Below are 20995 nucleotides of genomic sequence, written 5' to 3' on the forward strand. Positions count from 1 at the left end.
GGGGGGACCGGTATGGAACGGAGCATAGTCATCGTCGGCGCGGGCCAGGCCGGCGCCCGCGCGGCTGCGGAGCTGCGCGCGCAAGGCTGGGCAGGCCGCATCGCGCTGATCGGCCGCGAGGCGCTCCCGCCCTATGAACGGCCGCCGCTGTCGAAGGAGGCGATGGTTCGGGAGGCGGCCGCTTCGCCGGCTGCTATCTTGAGTCCGGCGTCCGCGGCGGAGTGCGGCATCGAGCTGTTGACGGACGCCGAGGCCGTCGGGATCGACCGGAGCGGCCATGCCGTCCTGCTGCAGGACGGCCGGCAGATCGGCTACGAGCGGCTGCTGCTCGCGACGGGGGCGTCGTCCCGCAGGCTGCTTCTCAGCGGCGAGGAGCCGGCAGGTCTGCTTTATTTGCGCACCTATCCGGATGCGCTGCGCATTCGGGACAGGCTCGTCCCCGGCTGCCGGATCGTCATCGTCGGGGCGGGATTCATCGGGCTGGAGCTGGCCGCGAGCGCGCGCCTGCGGGGATGCGAGGTCACTGTGCTGGAAGCGGGCCCGCGCATTCTGATGCGCGGCGTGCCTGTCGAGATCGCGGCGGACGTAGAGGCGCTTCATCGCGCGCAGGGCGTCGCGTTCGAGCTTGGCGTCGGCATCCGAGCGATTCAGCCGGCCGCGGCGCCGCAGGGCGGAATCGGGCATCGAGTCGTGCTGGCCGACGGCCGCGTCATCGCATGCGACGCCGTGATAGCGGGCATCGGCGCCGTTCCCGATACGCGCTTGGCCGAAGCTGCGGGCCTTGCCGTCGACAACGGCATCCGCACGGATCATACGCTTGCGACAGCGGACCCGGATATTTTCGCCGCCGGCGACTGCTGCTCGTTCCCGCATCCGCTGTACGGCGGTCGCCGCATCCGGCTGGAATCGTGGCGCAATGCGGAGGACCAGGGCGCGCATGCGGCCGCAGCCATGCTCGGCAGCGCGGCGCCGTATGCCGCCGTGCCCTGGTTCTGGTCGGACCAGTACGACCGGACGCTCCAGGTCAGCGGCCTGCCCGACGCCGGCGCGTCAACCGTCGCCCGGATCGCCGAGGCGGGCGGCAACCGGCTGTTCTTCCGCCTGGACGAAGGCGGCAGGCTCGTGTCCGCCAGCGGCATCGGCGCCGCCAATATCGCCAAGGACATCAAGGCGGCGGAGCTGATGATCGAACGAGGCCTGACCCCGGACCCCGCGCTTCTCGCCCGGCCCGATGTCAAGCTGAAGTCGCTGCTGCAGCCTGCGAGCGAAGGGAAAGGGGCATAGGAGAAGCATGAATTTTTCGATATTTCCAGGAACGGGCGACCGCGTGTCGCGAATCGGCTTCGGCGCGATGGGACTCGGCGGCGCGTTCGGCAGCTTCGACGAGAACGATCTGATCCGCTCCGTGCTGCACAGTCTGGACCAGGGCGTCACCTTCATCGACACCGCCCGTGCTTACGGCGACTCCGAACGGCTCGTAGGCAAGGCGTTAAAGGAATGGTAGGGCGAGCGGCCGTTCTTGGCGACCAAGATCCAGTCCAAGTATCCCGGCGGCGTCGGTTGGGGCAGGCCGGTTCCGGTCGAAGAGGCGTTCCCGCCCGGCTGGATCCGCGAATCGACCGAGATCTCCCTTCGCGAGCTGGGCGTCGATTCCGTCGACCTTATGCAGCTCCATCAATATTGGCCGCAATGGGACCGCGAGACGTACTGGCTGGAAGAGCTGAACCGGCTCAAGGAGGAAGGCAAGATCCGCAGCATCGGCGTATCGATTCCGGATCAGCGGCACGATATCGCGCTGTCGCTCGTGCGCAGCGGCCGGATCGACGCCGTGCAGACCGTGTTCAATGTGTTCGATCCGCTGCCGCTCGACTGCCTGATTCCGTTCTGCGAGGAGCACGGCGTCGCCTTTCTGGCTCGCTGCGTCATGGACGAGGGCGGACTGACCGGATTTCTGACGAAGGATATTCAATTCGGCGATGACGATTACCGGAAAAGCTACTTCGACTACGTGCCGCGCGAGATGTATATGGCGCGCGTCGACCGGCTGCGCACGTTCGTCCCGCAGTATGCGGACAATCTGGCGGAGCTCGCGATCAGGTTCGTGCTTCAGCATCCCGGCGTTACGACCGCGCTCGTATCGATGCATGTGCCCGCCTACGCGGATCAGAACATCGCGGCTGCGGCCAAGGACCCGCTTCCGGACGACGTATTCGAGGAGCTGTACAAGCATCACCGCTGGGTGAGGAACTTTTACGATACGAAGTTCTGGTAAAGGAGGGGGCGGGGCCATGGAACAATCGGCTGTCGGGAGCGCCCTTCGCGGGAGCGTGCGCTGGGAGGAGCTGCTGCCGGCCGCCTTCCGGCGCAGGCTGGCGGCGTGCCCGATCGTGTACTTGCCGCTCGGCATATGCGAGCCGCACGGCCAGATCGCCGCATTCGGGCTCGATACGATCAAGGCGGTATGGCTGTGCGAGCAAGCGGCCCGAATGACCGGCGGCATCGTCGCGCCCGCGGTCGGCTATCAGATTCACGAGACCGGCTATCATGCGCGTTGGCTGGAGGAGGTCGTCGGCGAGGAGAACCCGCATATGACCGCGATGCCGCCCGACGTGATGCTGCGGTTTTTCCTGTATCAGCTGCGGGCGTTCGCCAACGCCGGCTTCAAGGGCATCGTCGCGGTCACGGGACACAGCGGAGGCAACCAGTTCGATTACCGGCTGGTGGCGGAGCGATTCGCGCGCCGGACCGGCGTCCAGGTATTCGTGGCGAGCGATCCGGAGCTGACGGGCGGCCGGTATGAGGGCGACCATGCGGGGCGCTACGAGATCTCCCAGCTGCTGTATGTGCGCCCCGACCTGGTCGACATGGACGCCGCGGCGTTGACGACGGCACCCGGTTCGGGCGGACGGCTGGCGCTGGGCGACGACTATCGCGAAGCTTCGCCCGAGCTCGGCAAGCGGATCATGGAGGCCTGCCTGGACGGGCTGCGCGCGGCCGCAGGGCAGATGCTGGAGACGATCCGGGCCAAGGCGAATGCGGCCGGGCCCGAGCCAGCGCCGCCGCTCGGCTACGCGGAGATGGAGGCGCTGTGGGCGGAGCTCGCGGCTTCGCGCGATGCGTGGCGGACGGCGAGTCCGGCGGCCGGACAGCCTCCGGTCGGCGCCGGGTCGCGCTGGAAGGCGCTGGAACGGCTGTCGTCCCGCCAGGGACATACTTGATGCAGGCTGCTTAAAGCCGCAACGATTCATCATGGCGAGGGCCCCGTGCTTTGACGGGGTCTTTTGTATGTATTAGTATGGATTAAAGTGTGTTAGAGCACGGTGGTACGTATCAGAGAATGAATTGGCGATAAAGGAGCGGGCATATGGACGCCGGGAAGAAGCTCGTGAAGGGACCGCTCGTCCTGTATGAACAGATGCGGCTGAAAATTATAGAAATGATCGCGGAGCGCCGGCTGCAGCCCCACGATCCGCTGCCTTCGGAGGTCGAGCTGGCCGCCTTGTTCGGCGTCAGCACGAGAACGAGCAAAGAAGCGTTGACCGCGCTCGCCAAGGAAGGCGTCGTCTACCGTCTGCCCAGGCGCGGCACCTTCCTGGCGGAGCAGCCGGGCGTCGGCGGCGCGGGCGGGGGAGCGAAGCTGGCCGTCGTGCTGCCGGCCATCGACGACTACGCCGGCAAGATCGTGGAGGCCGCCATTTTGGCGGGCAAACGGCACGGCGTGGAGATCGCTCTGCACATATCCGGCGGCGTGCCGGAGACCGAGGAGGAGATGATCAAGGAAGCGGCCTCCGCGCAGGAGATCGGCGGCGTGATCTGGTTTCCCGGCAACCGCAAAGCCTGCAGCCACGAAGTGCTCCGGCTTCATCTGTCCAGCTTCCCGATCGTGATCGTCGATAGGGCGTTCCGGGAGATCGACATCCCGAGCGTATCCCATGATCATTATCAAGGCGCCTACGATCTGACCTCCTGGCTGATCGGGCAGGGCCACAGCCAGATCGGATTCATCACCGAGGATATCGAGGGCATCATGAGCCGGGAGGAGCGGTATCACGGATATCTTCAGGCGCTGCTCGACTGCGGCATTCCGTTCTCCAGATCGTTAAGCTACATCTGCGCGGATGCCCCCGAAGCGGACGAAGCGCGCAGGCAGAAGGATTTGCTCGCTTTTGTGCTGGCGCATCCGGAGATGAGCGCCGTCTTCTGTGCCAACGATCTGCTCGCCAATCTGACGATCAATACTTGCGTCCGCCATGGCATCGACGTTCCCGGACGTTTGTCCGTGGCCGGATTTACCGATTCCGCGGCCGCGCAGCGGTCGGTCGTCCCGATCACGACCGTACGGAAGCCGCCCGAGCCGCTGGGCGAAGCGGCGGTCGAGCTGCTGCTGCAGCGGATGCAGCACCCTGAACGCATGCCTCCCTCGGTCAAACAGCCGACGACGTTAGTCGTACGGGAGAGCGTATCCCGCCGCGCCGACAAGCCCTGAATCCGGCTCTGTGGGCCGCCATGCTTGCTTACTCCTATAAATATCAGGCCGCTCCGATGCGTTGACGGAGCGGCCTTTTTGTGCCCGCCGTACAGAGGGAAGGCGGAAACGGCTCATAAAACCTGCATCCGTACAGGCTTTTTGGCGAGCCGGTCGGGTCGAGGCGAAAAGCCTGCAAATCAGCATCTATTGGGCTGCGAAGTCCGCCATCGGTACAGAGGAGAGGGCAAAAGCCTGCGGATTTGCAGCTTTTAACGCTCAATGCACGCCGCACACGAAAAAAAGATGTTAATTTGCAGGTTTCCTCTCTCGCAGACGCGGTCTGCGCGCCTGGGAAGCCTCGCTGGAGTATGCATCGCTGCGCCGCGGCCCCGGTAAACAGGAGGCAGGCAACATTTTATACAAAGAAACGATTGTATGTATCAGTGATACATAATAGTATTAATATTAATTAAAAGTATCAGAGGTGATTCAGTGAAACGAAATCCCGATTTGAAGCTGGGCATCAATCTGGGCTTTGCCGTCAACAAGTATGTGGAGCCCGAGGTATGGACGCGGATCGTCGCCGAGGAGCTGGGCATCAAAAACGTCCAGTTCGTCGCCGACCTCTTGAACGTTTTTTTGCCGGAATCGATCGTACGCGAGCAGGTCGAACGAATCAACCGCAGCACGCAGCAGTACGGACTGAATGTGACCAGTACGTTCACGAGCGCCTTCACCCGCGTCAATCACTTCATGCACCCGGATGCCGCGACCCGCAAGGTATGGCTGGATTGGTTCAAAAAGTTCGCGCGCGTCTCCGCAGAGATGGGCGCGAAGTCGACCGGCAGCCACTTCGGCATCCTGACATTCGCCGATTACGACGATCCGGCGCGCCGGGAATACATCATCAGCGAAGCCATCAAAAGCTGGCAGGAGCTGAGCTGGTACTGCAAGGACCTCGGTATGACGCATCTGCTGTTCGAGCCGATGTCGATTCCGCGCGAGATGGCGAACACCGTAGAGGATACGCGGGAGCTGCTGGCGCGGCTGAACGACGGATCGGGCCTTCCGTTCAAGCTGTGCCTGGACGTCGGCCATGCGCCGCATCCCGACGACCGCGATCCTTACCGCTGGGTCCGGGAGCTGGGCAGCGTGTCGCCGATCATTCATATTCAGCAGACGGAAAAGGATCACAGCCGGCACTGGCCGTTCACGGAAGCGTACAACAAGCTGGGCATTATCCACGGCGAGCCGCTGCTGGCCGCGATCGAGCAGTCGGGCGCGGCCGAAGCCGAGATCGTCTTCGAGATCTCGCATCGCGAAGCCTGGTCGACGGAGTTCCGGATCATCGAGGACCATCGGGAGTCCGTCGCGTACTGGCGTCAGTTCGTCGAACAGTGAACGGAGGGGATAGGCAGATGCAAGCAGCCGTGCTTCACGCCGTCGGCGACCTTCGGATCGAGGAGGTCGAGCGGCCGGCGCCGGATCGGGGCGAGGTGCTCATCCAGGTCAAAGCTTGCGGCGTATGCGGCTCCGACATTCCGCGCGTCTTTACGAAAGGCACCTACAGCTTCCCGACGATACCGGGACATGAATTTGCGGGCAAAATCGTGAGCGCAGGCGAAGGCGTCGATCCGGGACTGATCGGCCGCAAGGCCGCCGTGTTCCCGCTCATGCCGTGCCGCAGCTGCGCGCCGTGCGAGATCGGAGAGTTCGCGCAGTGCGAGCGCTACGACTACATGGGCTCAAGACGCGACGGGGCATTCGCCGAATACATCGCCGTGCCGCTCTGGAACGTCGTTCCGGCGCCGGACAGCCTGACCTACGAGGAGCTCGCGATGACGGAGCCGGCGGCAGTCGCCCTGCACGCGCTCCGGCAGGCGGGGATCGACATCGGCGACCAGGTGCTGATCAGCGGCGCCGGGCCGATCGGCATCATGCTGGCCAAATGGGCGTACGCCTGGGGCGCCTCCAAGGTGCTGCTGTCCGATATCGATCCGGCCAAGCTGGCGTTCGCCCGTTCCCTGGGCTTCGCGGATACGGTGAACGCGCTGGCAGAAGACGCGGCCGAATGGGCCCGCCGGTTGACCGGCCGCGGCGTCGACGTCGCCGTCGAAGGCGCAGGAGGCTCCTCATCGCTCGAGGTGTGCGTGAAGGCTGTCCGCAGCTTCGGCCGCGTCGTCCTGATGGGCAATCCGGGAGGCGAGATGAAGCTGTCGCAGCACGGGTACTGGGAGATCATGCGCAAGCAGCTGACGCTGAAGGGGACCTGGAATTCAGGATACGCAAGTTTGCCGAAAAACGAATGGAAGCTTGTCGTGGACGCGATGGCTTCAGGCCGCATCGATCTGCTGCCGCTCGTGACGCACCGGATGCCGCTGGACGGGCTGCTTGAGGCGATGGAGATGATGCGGGACCGCAGCGCTTTTTATAACAAGGTCATGTTACTCAACAGCAAAGAGGAGGCGTCGCCATGAAAGCCGCCGTATTGGAAGCGCTCGAACGAATGACAATCAAGGAACTGCCTCTGCCGGAGCCGGACGACGACAGCATGCTGATGAAGGTGGAAGCCGTCGGCATCTGCGGCTCGGACATTCGGATTTTCCACCACGGCAACAGCCGGGTCGAGCTGCCCCAGACGCTGGGCCACGAGGCATCGGGCCGCATCGTGAAGGTCGGCCGCAACGTCGACAAATTCGCCGTGGGCGACCGCGTATCTCTCGGGGCGGACGTCCCTTGCGGCAATTGTATCTTCTGCGAAGCGGGCATGGGCAACAACTGCCAGATCAACTATGCGCTCGGCTATCAATTCGCGGGCAGCTTCGCCGAATATGTCCTGCTGAACAAGACGGTCGTCCATTACGGCCCGATCCACAAGATCGCGGATCATATCTCCTACGACGAAGCGGCGCTGGCGGAGCCGCTCGCATGCGTGCTCAACGGACTGGAGCTGTCGAACGTCAACATCGGGGACACGGTCGTCGTGATCGGCGCCGGTCCGATCGGGTGCATGCTGGTCGAGGTCGCGCTGAAGATGGGCGCGCGCGTGCTGCTCGTCAACCGCTCCCGGCCCCGGCTGGAGATGGCGAAGGGACTCGGCGCGCACGCTTATATATGCTCGGCGGAGGAGAATGCGATCGAACGCGTCCTTGAAGAGACAGGGGGGCTTGGCGCCGATATCGTCATTACGTGCAATCCGTCGCCGGAGGCCCAGGTCGATGCCGTCCATATGGCCAAAAACCGCGCCAGAGTCAATTTTTTCGGCGGACTTCCCAAAGATCAATCCCTCGTCACACTGGATACGAACATCATTCATTACAAGGAGCTGTTCGTTCACGGCGCCCACGGCTCGCTGCCGCGCCATCATCAGAAGGCGGTCGAGCTGATCAACACCGGCATTATCGATATGAAAAAGTATATCTCGCACCGGTACCCCCTTGAATCGATAACGGACGCCATCGCCACGGCGGAAAGCCATGCGGGCATGCGCGTCATCATCAACCCTTGACGGGCGCGAACGGAGGAAGCAAGCCGATGGGTGGTAAAATTGCGCCGTCCCTCATGTGCGCCGATTTCCTGCATCTCGAGGATACGCTGTCCACGCTGGACCGGGCGGGCGTCGATTATCTTCACGTCGACATCATGGACGGCGCGTTCGTTCCGAACTTCACGCTCGGTCCGGACTTCGTGCATGCCGTCCGCCATGCGACACGCGTACCGCTCGACTATCATCTGATGGTGGATCATCCCGAGCGGCATCTGCATCTGTTCCCGGTCCGGGAGGGGGATATCGTATCCGTGCATCAGGAATCGACCCCTCATCTGCAGCGGACGCTGCAGCAGATCAAGTCGCTCGGCGCGAAGGCTTCCGTGGCGCTCAATCCGTCCACCTCCGTGCTGTCGATCGAGGATGTGCTCGACGACGTGGACATGATTCTGATCATGACGGTGAACCCCGGCTTCGCGGGCCAGAAGCTGGTGCCGGCTACCCTGCACAAGATCGCGCGGCTTAAGCGGTTTTTGGGCGAACGCAACTACGGTCATATCGAGATCGAAGTGGACGGCAACGTGAGCATGGAAAATGCCAGGAAAATGCGGCAAGCCGGGGCGGATATTTTTGTAGCGGGGACATCGAGCGTATTCAAGCCGGGGGCGGATCTGCTGGCGTTGACCAGAGAGCTGAAGGAAGCGATCGCCTAGCGGCATGACGTTATGGCAGCTACAAGCGGAAAGGGGCGGGTGAAGATGACCGATCGGGCATATGCCTGGTTTGAACAAAAACAGCGCGAGCGAGGCATAAACCTGGACGAAGTGAAGGCGGCGCTCAAAGCGCTCGCGATCGAGACGCCTTCTTGGGGGTATGCGGACCAGGGGACGAGGTTCAAGACGTTCCACTACCGCGGCGCGGCGCGGACGCCGTTCGAGAAGATCGACGATGCGGCCGTCGTACACGCCTGTACAGGGGCATGCCCTGCCGTGGCCATCCATATTCCGTGGGATCGGACGGACAACTATGCCGAGCTGAGGGCGTACGCCGAATCCAAAGGCTTGCGGATCGGAGCGGTGAACCCCAATCTGTTCCAGGAGCCGGAATATATGCACGGCAGCGTCACGAACGGCAATGCCGCCGTGCGCCGCAAGGCAACCGACCATCTGCTCGAATGCGTCGACATCGCGAAGACGGTCGGGTCCGGCGCGCTGAGCCTGTGGTTCGCGGACGGCACCAATTATCCCGGCCAGGCGCCGATCCGGCAGCGTGTGATCTGGATGCGGGAGTGCCTGCAGGAGGTGTACGCCAAGCTCGATCCAGGCATGCGGATGCTGATCGAGTACAAATTTTACGAGCCGGCCTTCTATCATACCGATCTCGCGGATTGGGGCATGGCGTACAATATGGCCGGCAAGCTCGGACCGCAGGCCGAGGTGCTCGTGGACACCGGCCATCATGCGCAGGGCGCCAACATCGAGCACATCGTCGCCTACCTGCTGGGGGAGAAGAAGCTGGGCGGCTTTCATTTCAACAGCCGCAAGTACGGGGACGACGATCTGATCGTCGGCTCCATGAATCCCTATGAGCTGTTTCTTATTTTCTATCAGATCGTCGATGCGCTGCGGGATCGGGATGCCGGCGTCAGGAAGCAGGCGGCCGACATCGCCTACATGATTGATCAGAGCCACAATATCGAAGAAAAGGTGCCGGCGATGATCCGTTCCGTGCTGAACGTGCAGACTCAGTTCGCGAAGGCGCTGCTGGTCAACCCCGAGGAGGTCAGGCTGGCGCAGGAGCGCCAGGACGTGCTCGGCGCCGAGCATGCGGTTCGCAGCGCGTTCGAGCAGGACGTGGGCCCGCTGCTGGCGGCGTTCCGCGAAGCGAACGGCCTGCCGGCCGACCCGATGCAGGCTTTCTACGACAGCGGATATTTGGATAAGCTGCGCGCCAGAGGATGAGCGGCGGGAGCAGCGCACACGACAAAGGCCGGCTTCGGGCGATTGACCCGGGGCCGGCTTTTCGGATAGGCTGTTAATTCGGACTCGCGCCGCAGGTCAGCTCGGCGCCGTCCGCCTGCGGCAGCTCGGCGGTCGTGCCGTCGGGCAGCGTCACGCTCACGGGGATGCCGGGCGGCGCGTCGATCCGCAGGCGGAACGTGCCGTCATCGTCGATCCGCCAGTCGACCTCGATCGGTCCGGCGCGGGTAGGGACGGCGCCGGACGCCCAGCGGAGCGGGCCGGGACGCGGCGCGACCGCGATCCGGGCATAGCCCGGTTCGGCAGGTGCGATGCCGAGCAGCTCGGCCGGAAATTCGTACAGCGGCGAGGCGCCCCAGCCGTGGCAGTCGCTGCGCTGCCAGACGGGGTCCTCCACCCACGAGGTGAGGCCCAGCCCGACCTGCTCGCGCCAGATGTCCCACAGGGGCGCGGCCCGATCGTACAGACCGGTCTTCGCCAAGGCGCGGAACAGGAAATGCACGTACGCGATGGAGGCGCGCGGCAGCTCGGGCTCGGCGAGCATCCGCGCCATCAGGCGGACCGCTTCTTCGCCGCCGACGGCGCCGGACAGCACGGCCCAGATCTGCGGGTGCTGGCTGTACTGCTCCGCCTGCGGGCCGTCCCTGAACAGGCCGCGCTCGGCGGAGAAGCAGGCGGCGCGCACGGCGGCATTGACGCGCGCCGCACGTTCCCGGTATTCGGCCGCCACATCGTCGCGTCCGGTCCAGGCGTTCAGCGCGGCCGCTTTGTGCAGGGCGTCGGCGTACATCAGATTGATGACGGTGAGCGGGCCTGTACGGCTGGCCGGGGGAGCGCCGTACAGCTCCTTCCACTCCTCGACCCAGTCGATCATCTGCCAGTAGCCTTCCGGGAGCAGGCCGACGAGCCCGTCGGCGCCGAGCCGGCGGTCGAACCATGCCAGCACGGCGTCGATCGTCGGGCGGTAGCGCTTGACGAGGGCCGCATCCCCGAAGAACATATAATGATCGTACACCATCAGAATCCAGAAAAACGAGAAGCCCGTGATGACCTGCGGCACGACTGACGGATAACGCGCCTGCAGCAGACCGGAAGGAAGCAGCGAGCTGTGAAATTCATAGATCGCCTTGGCGGCAAGTCGGTCGTCTCCGCTTGTCATATAGGTATACAGAGTTTGCAGCCGCGTATCCATCGTGTACTGCATCTGCTCATAATACGGCGTATCTTCATAGGTCTCGTGCATGCAGCGGGCCAGCGTGTTCAGGCTGATGTCCCACAGCGGGGTCAATGTCGCGTCGGAACAAGCGAATCGTCCCTTGACCTCAAGCGGGTAGCCGGTCTCCCGGTAATTGAATCCCAGCAGGGCGAGCGGCTCATTCAGCGCGGTCATCTCCAGCCGGACGAATCGCAGGCCGCGGAACCAGAACGGCTCGTAGCGCTCGGGGCGCGCGGCGCTCCCGATGCCGGCGGCGGTATATTCGTCGGCAGGCCCGTACAGCGCCTTGCCTGCCCGCCATTCGTCGCGGATACCTTTGACGCGCCTGCCGCCTGGCTCGGGCGGATACTCGTAACACTCCGAGCACAGCATACGAATGCGCGCACTGTTGCCTCCGGCAAGCCGGAGCTGCAGATAGCCGGTCGTGAGGGCGCCGGCATCGAGCTCGAACCAATGCGTCTCGCCCGCCGGCACGAGATGCCCGCTCAGCCGCGATGCGGCCGCGGCGCGAGCGGCCGCATCCTCACGCGCCTCGTATCGCACCGTCTCCGCGCCGTCCTTGATTCGGCCCGACCGCATGACCCGGACATACTCGCGCTCCGTCTCGTACAGCGCCGGAATCGTCCGCGCGGTCAACTGCCACGGCATCAGCGCGCCCCAGGTGCGGTCGTGGGTATCGCTGACTTCGCATGCAAGGGGCCAATCGCGGTCGTCGTAATCCGGCCGCTCCCAGCCGTGCGGCACGAGCGCGCCTTCAACCGTCTCCGCGCCGCCGACGAACAGCGTGAACGTCTCCCGCTGGTAGCTCGCCGCTCGGTCGCGAAGCGCACGCCAGGACGGCCCGCTGTGCAGCCGCTCGATGACGCCTCCGTCCGCATCGGCCAGCTCGCCGTTCAGGAGGAAGGCGCCGCGCTCCGAGCGCCATACCGAGGCGGGGCTGCCGGCGGCGGACTTGCCGTGCATGACATAGGGAAAGTGAACGGCTTTGCAGGCGAGCACATTCTCGCCCGGTCTCAGGAGCGCCGATAGATCGATCGTCTCATAATAGTAGGTGGAGGAGTCGCCTTTGCACGGCCCCGCAGCTACCGACGCTCCGTTCAAGTACAAGCGGTATCTGCTGTCCGCCGATACGTCGACGATCAACCGGCAAGTCGTATGCGCCGGCACGCAGAACGTTTTTCGGAAATAAACGATGTCGTGCTTGTCCGCTTCGGGACAGTCCCCAAGCCATATCCATTTGGCCTGCCAGGCTCTGTTTTCTTCCATTTGGAAAGGCACTCCTTCTTGACGATCTGGACAAGCCACCTTATTCTACATGAAAAGCGGCCGGCTGCCGCCCGGCTGCGGCAAAGAGGATATGAAAAGTCAAGAAGACGATGAGGTTTATAATGTCCGCAAGGAGGCTCGCAGGATAGCACACACGACTCACCGCCGACAGGAGGCCGCAGGCTGTCATGCAGCGTAAAACATTCGAAGGATTCCGCTCGCGATCCATATACCCCAAAATTTTGATCGTATTTCTATTGGTCATCACGCCGCTGTGCGTGCTCAGTCTCATCATCAACGCGAAGGGCGAAGCGGCGGTCAAGCAGGAAATCGACAATTCGATCGGCTCCAAGACGACTTATTTCGTCGATTCGCTGGAGACGGAGGCGAACCGGATGTACGAGCACCAGCAGGGCTTCAACCTTGACAAAGACCTGCAGCGGCTCGTCTATGTCGACTCGACGCTCGGCCGGTTCGAATGGGGCGAGACGATCAAGCGGCTGCAGGAGAAAATGGAGATCATCAAGACGTCGAGCAAGTACATCGAGAGCGTCAGCGTCCAGATGCTCACGATCGGGAAGGCGATCTCGAACAAGGATCCATACTATTCGCTCGACCGGGAGGCGGTCGATGCGTTCATGAATCAATATAGGGAAAAAGGCACTTCCATCATCAACGTGAAGGGCAGATTGCTGCTCGGCTACGTCAATCCGGTCGCGATCCTGGCGCAGAAAAAGCCGGAATATATCATTTTCATCCAGCTCTCGGTGCCCGAGTTGCGCAAAGCGATGGCGCAGTTCGCGAACTATCCCCATTCGGGAGCCGTGCTCATCGACGCAGAACGGAAGTGGACGATCGCCACCGACACCGACAAGGAAGTGCTGGCGGCGATGAACCGGTTCGCGGACGAACGGGGCGACGCCGGCCCGCCGGGAGAGACCCGGACCTTGAAGGTCGGCTCGACGACCTATCTGATGTCTTATCAGTATTCGTCCGTCATCGATACGAAGCTGCTCGTCTACATCCCGGAGAGGGAAGTATTGGGCGATCTGGATTCGTACCGGATCTGGTTCTGGGTGCTGGCGCTGTTGTCGATGCTCATCATCGCCGTCTTCTCGACATGGATCTATCGGCTTATTCACAAGCCGCTCAACAAGCTCGTATTCTCGTTCCGCAAGGTGGAGGACGGCTACCTGGAGCCGACTGTGCTGCCGAAGGGGCAGGACGAATTCCGCTACCTGTTCGAAGGCTTTAACTCGATGGTCGTCAAGCTTAAGGAGCTGATCCACAAGCTGTACGAGCAGGAGATCCGGGTGAAGAACTCCGAGCTCAAGCAGCTGCAGTCGCAGATCAATCCGCATTTTTTGTACAATACCTACTTCATCCTGCACCGGCTCGCCAAGATGGACGACATCGACAACGTCATTCTGTTCAGCCAATATCTGGGCGAATACTTCCAGTTCATCACCCGCAGCGGCGCATCCGAGATTCCCCTCGAGCAGGAGATCAAGCACGCCCGCCTTTACGTCGAGATTCAGCAGATCCGGTTCTCCAACCGCATCGACATCGAATTCGACCCGCTGCCGGACAGCCTGCGGGAGGTGCCGGTGCCCAAGCTGATCGTGCAGCCGATTATTGAGAATGCTTATAAATACGGGATGGAGCGCAAGAGAGAGGACGGACTGATTACGGTCAAGATTACAGGCGGCGATATTTTAAGGATCGTGGTGGAGGACAATGGCCCCGGCATGGACGACGAGAGCCTGCTGCAGCTGCAAGCCAGCCTGCGTTCGTCTCATCCGGAAAAGGAAATGACGGGAATTCTTAACGTCAAACGGCGTCTTCAGCTCCAATTCGGCAAAACGAGCGGCATTTTCGTCAGCAAGGGGAAGGACGGGGGATTGAAGGTCGAACTCGTCATCGACAGACGGCTGTCCCCGGAAATAGAATGAGAAACTTCAACGAATGACGAATTTTTAGTATATTTTATGGCGCCCAACCCCCCCTATAATCAAAGTGCAAACAAAAAAAAGCTAACGGAGGGGTCACAGATGAGCAAGAGCGGAACCAAGCTTGTACTAATCGTTTGTCTCGCTTTTATGTTTCTCGTTTCGGCTTGCAGCCAATCGAACAACACAGGCAGCAGTAAGGACCCGAGCAATGTAAGCGCTACAACATCGGCTGACGCAACGGCGTCGGGAGACGATAATGCAGCCCCCGACGGAATGGGCAAATACGATCCTCCGATCGACCTGACGACGTTTCGCTGCATGAACGATGCCGAGACGTATCCGCCGGGCGATTCCATCGACAAGAACGTCTGGTATCGCGCGTATCAAGATGAGCTGGGCATCAACGTGACGAACAAGTGGACGGTCAGCACGTCGGGGACGCAGTGCGAGGAGAAGACGAACCTCTCCATCGTCTCCGGAGATCTGCCCGACTTTTTCCCGGTCGATACGAAGCAGCTGAAAAACCTCGTCGATGCGGGCATGGTCCAGGACATGACCGAAGTGTTCGACAAGTACGCGTCGCCGCTCGTGAAGGAAGCGTACACGGCCAACAACGGCGTGGCGATGACGGCGGCCACGTTCGAAGGCAAGCTGATGGCGATCCCGGGCACGACGCGGGGTCTGAACGGCGTAGACATGGTCTGGATTCGCGAGGACTGGCGGAAGAAGCTGAATCTGCCGGAGCCGAAGACGATGGACGACCTGCTCAACATCATCAAGGCGTTCGTATCGCAGGATCCGGACGGCAACGGCAAGAAGGACACGATCGGCCTGACGATGGGCAAAAACTTCTATGACGGCTATGCCGGTCTGGCCGGCTTCTTCAACGCCTTCCATGCGTATCCGTACACGAGCGCATCGACCTCGATGTGGATCAAAGACAACGACGGCAAACTGGTCTACGGCGGCATTCAGCCGGAGATGAAGCCGGCGCTGCAAGCGCTTCAGAATCTGTACAAGGCCGGCGCGATCGATCCGCAGTTCGTCGTCTACGACGGCTCCAAAGCCGCCGAAGCCGAGAACCAGGGCAAAGCGGGCGTTCACTTCGGCTACTTCTGGAACATCGGCTGGCCGATCGACGGCCTCGCCAAGAAGAACGATCCGAGCATCGAGTGGAAGCCTTATCCGGTCCCGTCCGTCGACGGCACGCCGGCGATGGTCCAGGTTCCGGATCCGACCGCTTACTGGAACTTTGCCGTCAAGAAGGGCGTGAAGCATCCGGAAGCGATCGTGAAGATGATGAACTTGTTCTTCGAGCATATTTTCAGCGACAATGCCGAGCCGGACAAGTACCATTCGGGCACGGTCGACGGCAAGAGCTACGGCTACTTCGACTATGCGGCGGTCCAGGGAGAGCATCCGGAGAAAAACCAGATCGCGTTCCGCGCCGTCAACGAAGCGATGAAGTCGGGCGATACGTCCGGCCTGAACCCGGAGCAGAAAAAATATTATACCGCGCTGAAAGACTATCAGGACGGCGATCTGAGTCAGTGGGGTGCGGACCGCACCTGGGGCACCGAGGGTTCGTTCTCCGTGCTCGGCCAGTATAAGGACAACAACCTGATCAAGGTCAACGAGTTCCTGGGCGCGCCGACGAACACGATGGCGACCAAGGGCTCGATCCTGATGGACCTGGAAGCGAAGATGATTACGAAAATTATTCTGGGCGACCCGGTCGATTCGTTCGATCAGTATGTCCAGACATGGAAGCAATCCGGCGGCGATCAGATCACCCAAGAAGTGAACGAATGGTACGCCGAAAATCATAAATAACTATCGCGGGGGAGAGGGGAGCTAGAGCTTCCCTCTCTTCGCAAGAAAGGAAGGCAGCGGCCATGAACAAAAAATTCAAGCTTGGCGATTACAGCCTGTATCTCATGCTGTTGCCCGGACTTGCACTAATCGTTATCTTCAGCTACGTCCCGATGGCGGGTCTGGCCATCGGCTTCCAGCAGTTCAATCCGACCAAGGGGTTATTCGGCTCCAAGTATATCGGCTTCGACAATTTCAAATATGTCTATTCGCTTGACGATACGATCAACGTGCTGCGCAACACGGTCTCCATCGCGGTCATGAAGATGGCGGCGGGACTGGTCGTGCCGATCGCAGTCGCGTTGTTGCTGAACGAAGTCGGCAAAGCTTTTTTCCGCAAAGGCGTACAGACGTTGATCTATTTGCCGCACTTTTTGTCCTGGGTCATACTCGCGGGCATTCTGATGGACGTCCTGTCTCCCTCTACGGGAATCGTGAACCAATTTCTCGGTTTCCTGGGCTTCAAGCCGATCTTTTTTCTCGGCACCCCGTCCTGGTTCCAGCCGGTGCTGGTCATATCCGATGTCTGGAAGGAATTCGGCTTCAACACGATCGTCTACCTGGCGGCCCTGACGGGCATCAACCCGAACTTGTACGAAGCGGCCCAGATGGACGGCGCCGGCAGATGGAAGCAGACATGGTATATTACGCTGCCCGGCATTCTCCCGATCATCATCCTGCTCGCCACGCTCAGCCTCGGCAACGTGCTGAATGCGGGCTTTGACCAAGTATTCAATATGTACAGTCCGGTCGTTTATTCTACCGGCGACATTATCGATACGTACGTTTACCGTCTCGGCATGATTAACTTTCAGTTCGGCGTCGCGACCGCCGTCGGCCTGTTCAAATCGGTCGTCTCGTTCGTACTCATCTCGGTGTCTTACCTGCTTGCGTACCGGTTCGCCAACTATCGGATATTTTGACGGCCGCCAAGCGCCGATTGTTCGTCTATCGCGATTAAATTAAAGGAGGGGCCGCAATGGTACGACGAAACAGCCTGGGACGCACGGCTTTCATATACGGCAACTATACGCTGCTGGCCCTGCTTTCCCTGCTCTGCATATTTCCCCTGATCCAGGTGCTGGCAATCTCCTTCAGCTCGAGCTCCGCGGCGGCGAGCGGTCTCGTCAAGTTTTTCCCGGTCGACTTTACGCTCGACGCGTACAAATACGTGGCGACGAAGCCGGAGTTCATCCGCTCGTTCGGCATCACGCTCGAGCGGGTCGCGCTCGGCGTCACGATCAACATGCTGATCACGATCCTGGTCGCCTACCCGCTGTCCAAGGACGCCTCGCAGCTTCGGTTCCGCACGGCCTTCGTCTGGCTGTTCGTGTTCACGATGCTGTTCAACGGAGGTCTGATACCGACATACGTCGTCATCAAAAACATGCATATGCTGAACACCATCTGGGCGTTGGTGCTGCCGGGCGCCTTGCCGATCTTTAACGTCATTCTGCTGCTGAACTTCTTCCGCAACATCCCCAAGGAGCTGCTCGAAGCTTCGTTCATCGACGGCGCAAGCCAATGGAGCACACTGTGGCGAATCGTTGTGCCCGTGTCGCTGCCCGCGCTCGCGACAATTACGTTGTTCGCGACGGTCGGTCATTGGAACGCCTGGTTCGATGGCATCATCTACATGAATCAGCCGAGCAAGTATCCGCTGCAAAGCTATATGCAGACGATTATCGTAGCCCGGGACATGAGCAACCTGTCGCTCGACGACATCGAGAAGCTGAAGAACGTGTCGGACCGCAACATCAAGGCTGCGCAAATTTTTCTCGGCTCGCTGCCGATTCTGCTGATCTATCCGCTGCTGCAGCGCTTCTTCATGACAGGAATCGTCATGGGCAGCGTCAAGGAATAGTTGCCGCACGCCGGCAAGCCCATAAGGAGGAATACGATACATGCTATATACATGCGCATCCGATATCAGATCCTATGCCGCAACTGCGGAAAACAAGGCCGCCGAACGCGGCGCGGGCGGACAGGCGAATAACGGCCGCAAAGGCTCGGCGGCCATCGGGCCGTTCAAGGCCAATGCGGTTCAGACGCTGCTCGATGTGAGCGGAACGGGCATCGTCCGCCATATCTGGTGCACCATCCCGCCAGGCAACGTGCGGGCCATGCGCAATCTGATCGTCCGCATGTATTGGGACGGGCAGAGCCATCCGAGCGTCGAGGTGCCGCTGGGAGACTTTTTCGGCGTCGCGCACGGCCGCCAGCGGAACATGATGTCGGATTACGTCTCGATGCAGGACGAACGGGGCTTCAACTGCTGGATTCCGATGCCGTTTAGGACCCATGCGCGCATTACGATCGAGAATGACTCAGGTTTTGATATCGATCTGCTGTTTTACCAGGTCGACTTTACATTGGGCGACAAGCTGGACGAGGACGCCGGCTATTTCCACGCTCAATTCAGGCGCTCGAATCTGTGTCCGCTGTTCGAGGACTACACGATTGTCGACGGCATCCGCGGGACGGGCGTGTATCTCGGCACCGTGATCGGCGTCCGCAGCATTTTACAGGAGAAGACGTGGTTCGGGGAGGGCGAGGTCAAGTTTTTTATCGACGACGACGACCGATACCCGACCATTTGCGGGACCGGGCTCGAGGATTATATGGGCAGCGCCTGGGGCTTGCGCGAAGTGAACACGTCTCAGCAGGGGGCGCCGATGGTCGACTATCCGAACGCGCTGTTTTCCATTTACCGTTTTCACGGCAAGGACCCGATCTACTTTCGCGATTCGCTGAAGGTAACCGTGCAGCAGATCGGATACGGCCCGCGCGAATCCGCCAAGCTCGGCTACGGCGAGGACGCGGTCTGCTATCCGGCGGCGGGCGCGTCGGCGGAGAACTGTCTGTTCGAGCGCAGCGACGACTACTGCTCGGTCGCCTACTGGTACCAGACGCTGCCTTCGGTGCCGTTCCCGCAGCTGCCAGGCCGCGAGGAGCGCTCGGCAGACCTGCTGATCGACAAGGAAAAGGGGCCGGAGCGGGCCGACCAATAAAAAAACGCAGAAGGCATCCGGCAGACGCCATCCCGCCAGATGCCTTCCCGCGCATGTCGGGAGCGGAGGAGGCTTGTATCCATGTACAGATTGCTGATTGTCGACGACGAGCCGATTATCGTGGACGGCCTGATCGATTTTTTCTCCGATCTCCAAGGGTTCCCCGAGCTGGAGCTGTACTGGGCTTATTCCAGCCACGAAGCGCTCGCTTGTTTGCGTTCGACGCGCATCGATATCGTATTGTCCGACATCGAGATGCCGGAGATGAACGGTCTCGCCCTGCAGAAGGAGATCAATCAACGCTGGCCGCGGTGCAAGGTTATATTTCTGACGGGCTACAACGACTTCGACTATATCCACAGCTCCAGCCGGAACGGCGCGACGGATTACGTGCTCAAGACCGAAGGCGATGCGCAGATTCTCAAGGCGGTTCGCAAAGCGATCGAGGCGCTGGATTCGCAGCTGGCGCTAGAGCGTCTGATCCGCAATGCCGAGACCCGCTTGACCCAGGCGCTGCCGCTGATGCAGCGGGAATTCTGGATGGATCTGCTGAACGGGACCGAGGTGCTGAAGGACAAGGAGGAGGTCCAGGCCCAGCTGCAGGAGCTCCAGATTCCGCTGAAGGCGGACGAACCGCTGCTGATGATATTGGGCCGCGTCGACGCCTGGAAGGAAGAGATGGGACAATCCGACAAGATGCTGTTCCTGTATGCGGTGCACAACATCGCAGAGGAGTATCTCCAGGATGCGTTCCGCATCGTTCATATCAAATACAGGCAGGACCGCTTTGTATGGCTGCTTCAGTTCAAACAGCCTTCCGAGGTGACGACTGGCGACGAGAGGAGCGCCTGGCCGATCCACCAAATAAACGGATACATGGAGCTCATCCAAGCCTCGTGCAGCAGCTATCTGAATACCCCGTGCTCCTTCATGACGGTCAGCGAGCCGTTCGACTGGGATCAGATCGCGCAGCGCTTCGATACGCTGTCCTTCTTGTTCGCGCGGGGTCTCGGTACGAGGCAGGAGGTGCTGCTGTCGGACCAGCAGCTGTTCGAAGCGATCCAGGAGGGGCACGACGGCAGAGCCAAGATACGGACGGCGCAGCTGTTGTCCGATTTTCTGGAGAAGGGTCAGCGGACGGAATTCATGGCGCTGTTCGATCAATTCATGGGCACGGTGGACGGCGCCTCCTTCTCCGGGACCGGGACGGCCGTCGAGATCTTCTACGCCATGGTCTCCATGTTCATCACGTACATCAACCGGTGGGCGCTGATGAAGGAGGTGTCGGATCGCTTCAATATCAGCAAGCTGTTCAGCATTGAAGAGCATGCGACCTGGCGGGAGGCGACCGCCAGCTTCCGGCAGCTCGCAGACATGCTGTTCGACATGAAGTCGGACGAGAGCGAGCAGCAGACCAACGAGGTCATCCGGAACGTACAGGATTACATTAAAAGAAATCTGGACCGCGACCTCTCGCTTACGCGGCTGGCCGAATCCGTCTACCTGTCGCCCTCGTACTTGTCCAAGCTGTACAAGCAAGAGACGGGGCTCAGTCTGACCGACTATATCGTCGATCACCGCGTTCAGAAAGCCAAGGAGCTGCTGATCGGCAGCGAGCAGAAAATCCATAAGATCGGCAGGGCGGTCGGATTCGAATCCGCAGCGTATTTTGCGCGCTGCTTCAAGAAGATGACCGGGCAGACGCCGCAGGAATTCAGGGACGGCGTGCGCAGAAGCTGAAGCC

15 protein-coding genes and 1 pseudogene are annotated in these 20995 nt (G+C 61.1%); 15 read left to right on the top strand and 1 reads right to left on the bottom strand.

Annotated elements, in window-relative coordinates; genetic code table 11:
- The first annotated feature begins 12 nt into the window (after nucleotides 1–12).
- The 9 genes and pseudogenes from VQ071_RS05165 (at nucleotide 13) to rhaI (ending at nucleotide 9916) form a co-directional block, all read left to right on the top strand.
- Nucleotides 13–1284: an NAD(P)/FAD-dependent oxidoreductase gene (locus VQ071_RS05165; protein WP_340512791.1), complete on the top strand. Its 1272-nt coding sequence runs from the start codon at nucleotides 13–15 to the stop codon at nucleotides 1282–1284.
- A 7-nt stretch (nucleotides 1285–1291) separates the two neighbouring features.
- Nucleotides 1292–2272 (top strand): annotated as a pseudogene (locus VQ071_RS05170) (aldo/keto reductase).
- 16 nt (nucleotides 2273–2288) lie between these two features.
- On the top strand, nucleotides 2289–3218 hold the full coding sequence (locus tag VQ071_RS05175; protein ID WP_340512792.1) for a creatininase family protein: 930 nt from the start codon (nucleotides 2289–2291) through the stop codon (nucleotides 3216–3218).
- 146 nt (nucleotides 3219–3364) lie between these two features.
- The gene (locus VQ071_RS05180) at nucleotides 3365–4486 is read left to right on the top strand and encodes a GntR family transcriptional regulator (protein ID WP_340512793.1); all 1122 of its coding nucleotides are present in this window, start codon (nucleotides 3365–3367) and stop codon (nucleotides 4484–4486) included.
- Between the two features lie 474 nt (nucleotides 4487–4960).
- Complete coding sequence (locus tag VQ071_RS05185; protein WP_340512794.1) at nucleotides 4961–5869, top strand: sugar phosphate isomerase/epimerase family protein; 909 nt, start codon at nucleotides 4961–4963, stop codon at nucleotides 5867–5869.
- Nucleotides 5870–5886: 17 nt separating this feature from the next.
- Nucleotides 5887–6945, top strand: a complete 1059-nt coding sequence (locus VQ071_RS05190) for a galactitol-1-phosphate 5-dehydrogenase (RefSeq protein WP_340512795.1) — start codon at nucleotides 5887–5889, stop codon at nucleotides 6943–6945.
- Nucleotides 6942–7976 carry an alcohol dehydrogenase catalytic domain-containing protein gene (locus VQ071_RS05195; protein WP_340512796.1) on the top strand — a complete coding sequence of 345 codons (1035 nt, stop codon included), beginning with the start codon at nucleotides 6942–6944 and terminating at the stop codon, nucleotides 7974–7976. The genes VQ071_RS05190 and VQ071_RS05195 overlap by 4 nt, the downstream gene beginning before the upstream one ends.
- 26 nt (nucleotides 7977–8002) lie before the next feature.
- Nucleotides 8003–8668 (top strand): ribulose-phosphate 3-epimerase, encoded by a 666-nt coding sequence (rpe, locus tag VQ071_RS05200; RefSeq protein WP_340512797.1) that lies wholly within the window; start codon nucleotides 8003–8005, stop codon nucleotides 8666–8668.
- A 45-nt stretch (nucleotides 8669–8713) separates the two neighbouring features.
- Nucleotides 8714–9916, top strand: a complete 1203-nt coding sequence (rhaI, locus tag VQ071_RS05205; RefSeq protein ID WP_340512798.1) for an L-rhamnose isomerase — start codon at nucleotides 8714–8716, stop codon at nucleotides 9914–9916.
- Nucleotides 9917–9989: 73 nt separating this feature from the next.
- On the opposite strand, the gene VQ071_RS05210 is transcribed toward rhaI, so the two are convergent.
- Nucleotides 9990–12416 carry an alpha-L-rhamnosidase-related protein gene (locus VQ071_RS05210; RefSeq protein WP_340512799.1) on the bottom strand — a complete coding sequence of 809 codons (2427 nt, stop codon included), beginning with the start codon at nucleotides 12414–12416 and terminating at the stop codon, nucleotides 9990–9992.
- A gap of 188 nt (nucleotides 12417–12604) precedes the next feature.
- On the opposite strand from VQ071_RS05210, the gene VQ071_RS05215 reads away from it, so the two are divergent.
- The 6 genes from VQ071_RS05215 (at nucleotide 12605) to VQ071_RS05240 (ending at nucleotide 20991) form a co-directional block, all read left to right on the top strand.
- Nucleotides 12605–14368 (top strand): sensor histidine kinase, encoded by a 1764-nt coding sequence (locus VQ071_RS05215; protein ID WP_340512800.1) that lies wholly within the window; start codon nucleotides 12605–12607, stop codon nucleotides 14366–14368.
- A gap of 273 nt (nucleotides 14369–14641) precedes the next feature.
- A complete protein-coding gene (locus VQ071_RS05220) occupies nucleotides 14642–16201 on the top strand; it encodes an extracellular solute-binding protein (protein ID WP_340512801.1) in 1560 nt (519 codons plus the stop codon).
- A gap of 62 nt (nucleotides 16202–16263) precedes the next feature.
- Complete coding sequence (locus VQ071_RS05225; protein ID WP_340512802.1) at nucleotides 16264–17163, top strand: ABC transporter permease; 900 nt, start codon at nucleotides 16264–16266, stop codon at nucleotides 17161–17163.
- A gap of 56 nt (nucleotides 17164–17219) precedes the next feature.
- Nucleotides 17220–18104, top strand: a complete 885-nt coding sequence (locus tag VQ071_RS05230; RefSeq protein ID WP_340512803.1) for a carbohydrate ABC transporter permease — start codon at nucleotides 17220–17222, stop codon at nucleotides 18102–18104.
- Between the two features lie 40 nt (nucleotides 18105–18144).
- Nucleotides 18145–19251: a glycoside hydrolase family 172 protein gene (locus tag VQ071_RS05235; protein WP_340512804.1), complete on the top strand. Its 1107-nt coding sequence runs from the start codon at nucleotides 18145–18147 to the stop codon at nucleotides 19249–19251.
- 81 nt (nucleotides 19252–19332) lie between these two features.
- Nucleotides 19333–20991: a response regulator gene (locus tag VQ071_RS05240; protein ID WP_340512805.1), complete on the top strand. Its 1659-nt coding sequence runs from the start codon at nucleotides 19333–19335 to the stop codon at nucleotides 20989–20991.
- The last annotated feature ends 4 nt before the right edge of the window (nucleotides 20992–20995 follow it).

The organism is Cohnella sp. 56, from assembly GCF_037963805.1.
GTDB lineage: Bacteria > Bacillota > Bacilli > Paenibacillales > Paenibacillaceae > Cohnella.

Excerpts from the sequence above, each read along its gene's own strand:
- VQ071_RS05165 (WP_340512791.1), top strand. The coding sequence starts at position 13 with ATGGAACGGAGCATAGTCATCGTCGGCGCGGGCCAGGCCGGCGCCCGC.
- VQ071_RS05175 (WP_340512792.1), top strand. The coding sequence starts at position 2,289 with ATGGAACAATCGGCTGTCGGGAGCGCCCTTCGCGGGAGCGTGCGCTGG.
- VQ071_RS05180 (WP_340512793.1), top strand. The coding sequence starts at position 3,365 with ATGGACGCCGGGAAGAAGCTCGTGAAGGGACCGCTCGTCCTGTATGAA.
- VQ071_RS05190 (WP_340512795.1), top strand. The coding sequence starts at position 5,887 with ATGCAAGCAGCCGTGCTTCACGCCGTCGGCGACCTTCGGATCGAGGAG.
- VQ071_RS05195 (WP_340512796.1), top strand. The coding sequence starts at position 6,942 with ATGAAAGCCGCCGTATTGGAAGCGCTCGAACGAATGACAATCAAGGAA.
- rpe (WP_340512797.1), top strand. The coding sequence starts at position 8,003 with ATGGGTGGTAAAATTGCGCCGTCCCTCATGTGCGCCGATTTCCTGCAT.
- rhaI (WP_340512798.1), top strand. The coding sequence starts at position 8,714 with ATGACCGATCGGGCATATGCCTGGTTTGAACAAAAACAGCGCGAGCGA.
- VQ071_RS05210 (WP_340512799.1), bottom strand. The coding sequence starts at position 12,416 with ATGGAAGAAAACAGAGCCTGGCAGGCCAAATGGATATGGCTTGGGGAC.
- VQ071_RS05215 (WP_340512800.1), top strand. The coding sequence starts at position 12,605 with ATGCAGCGTAAAACATTCGAAGGATTCCGCTCGCGATCCATATACCCC.
- VQ071_RS05220 (WP_340512801.1), top strand. The coding sequence starts at position 14,642 with ATGGGCAAATACGATCCTCCGATCGACCTGACGACGTTTCGCTGCATG.
- VQ071_RS05225 (WP_340512802.1), top strand. The coding sequence starts at position 16,264 with ATGAACAAAAAATTCAAGCTTGGCGATTACAGCCTGTATCTCATGCTG.
- VQ071_RS05230 (WP_340512803.1), top strand. The coding sequence starts at position 17,220 with ATGGTACGACGAAACAGCCTGGGACGCACGGCTTTCATATACGGCAAC.
- VQ071_RS05235 (WP_340512804.1), top strand. The coding sequence starts at position 18,145 with ATGCTATATACATGCGCATCCGATATCAGATCCTATGCCGCAACTGCG.
- VQ071_RS05240 (WP_340512805.1), top strand. The coding sequence starts at position 19,333 with ATGTACAGATTGCTGATTGTCGACGACGAGCCGATTATCGTGGACGGC.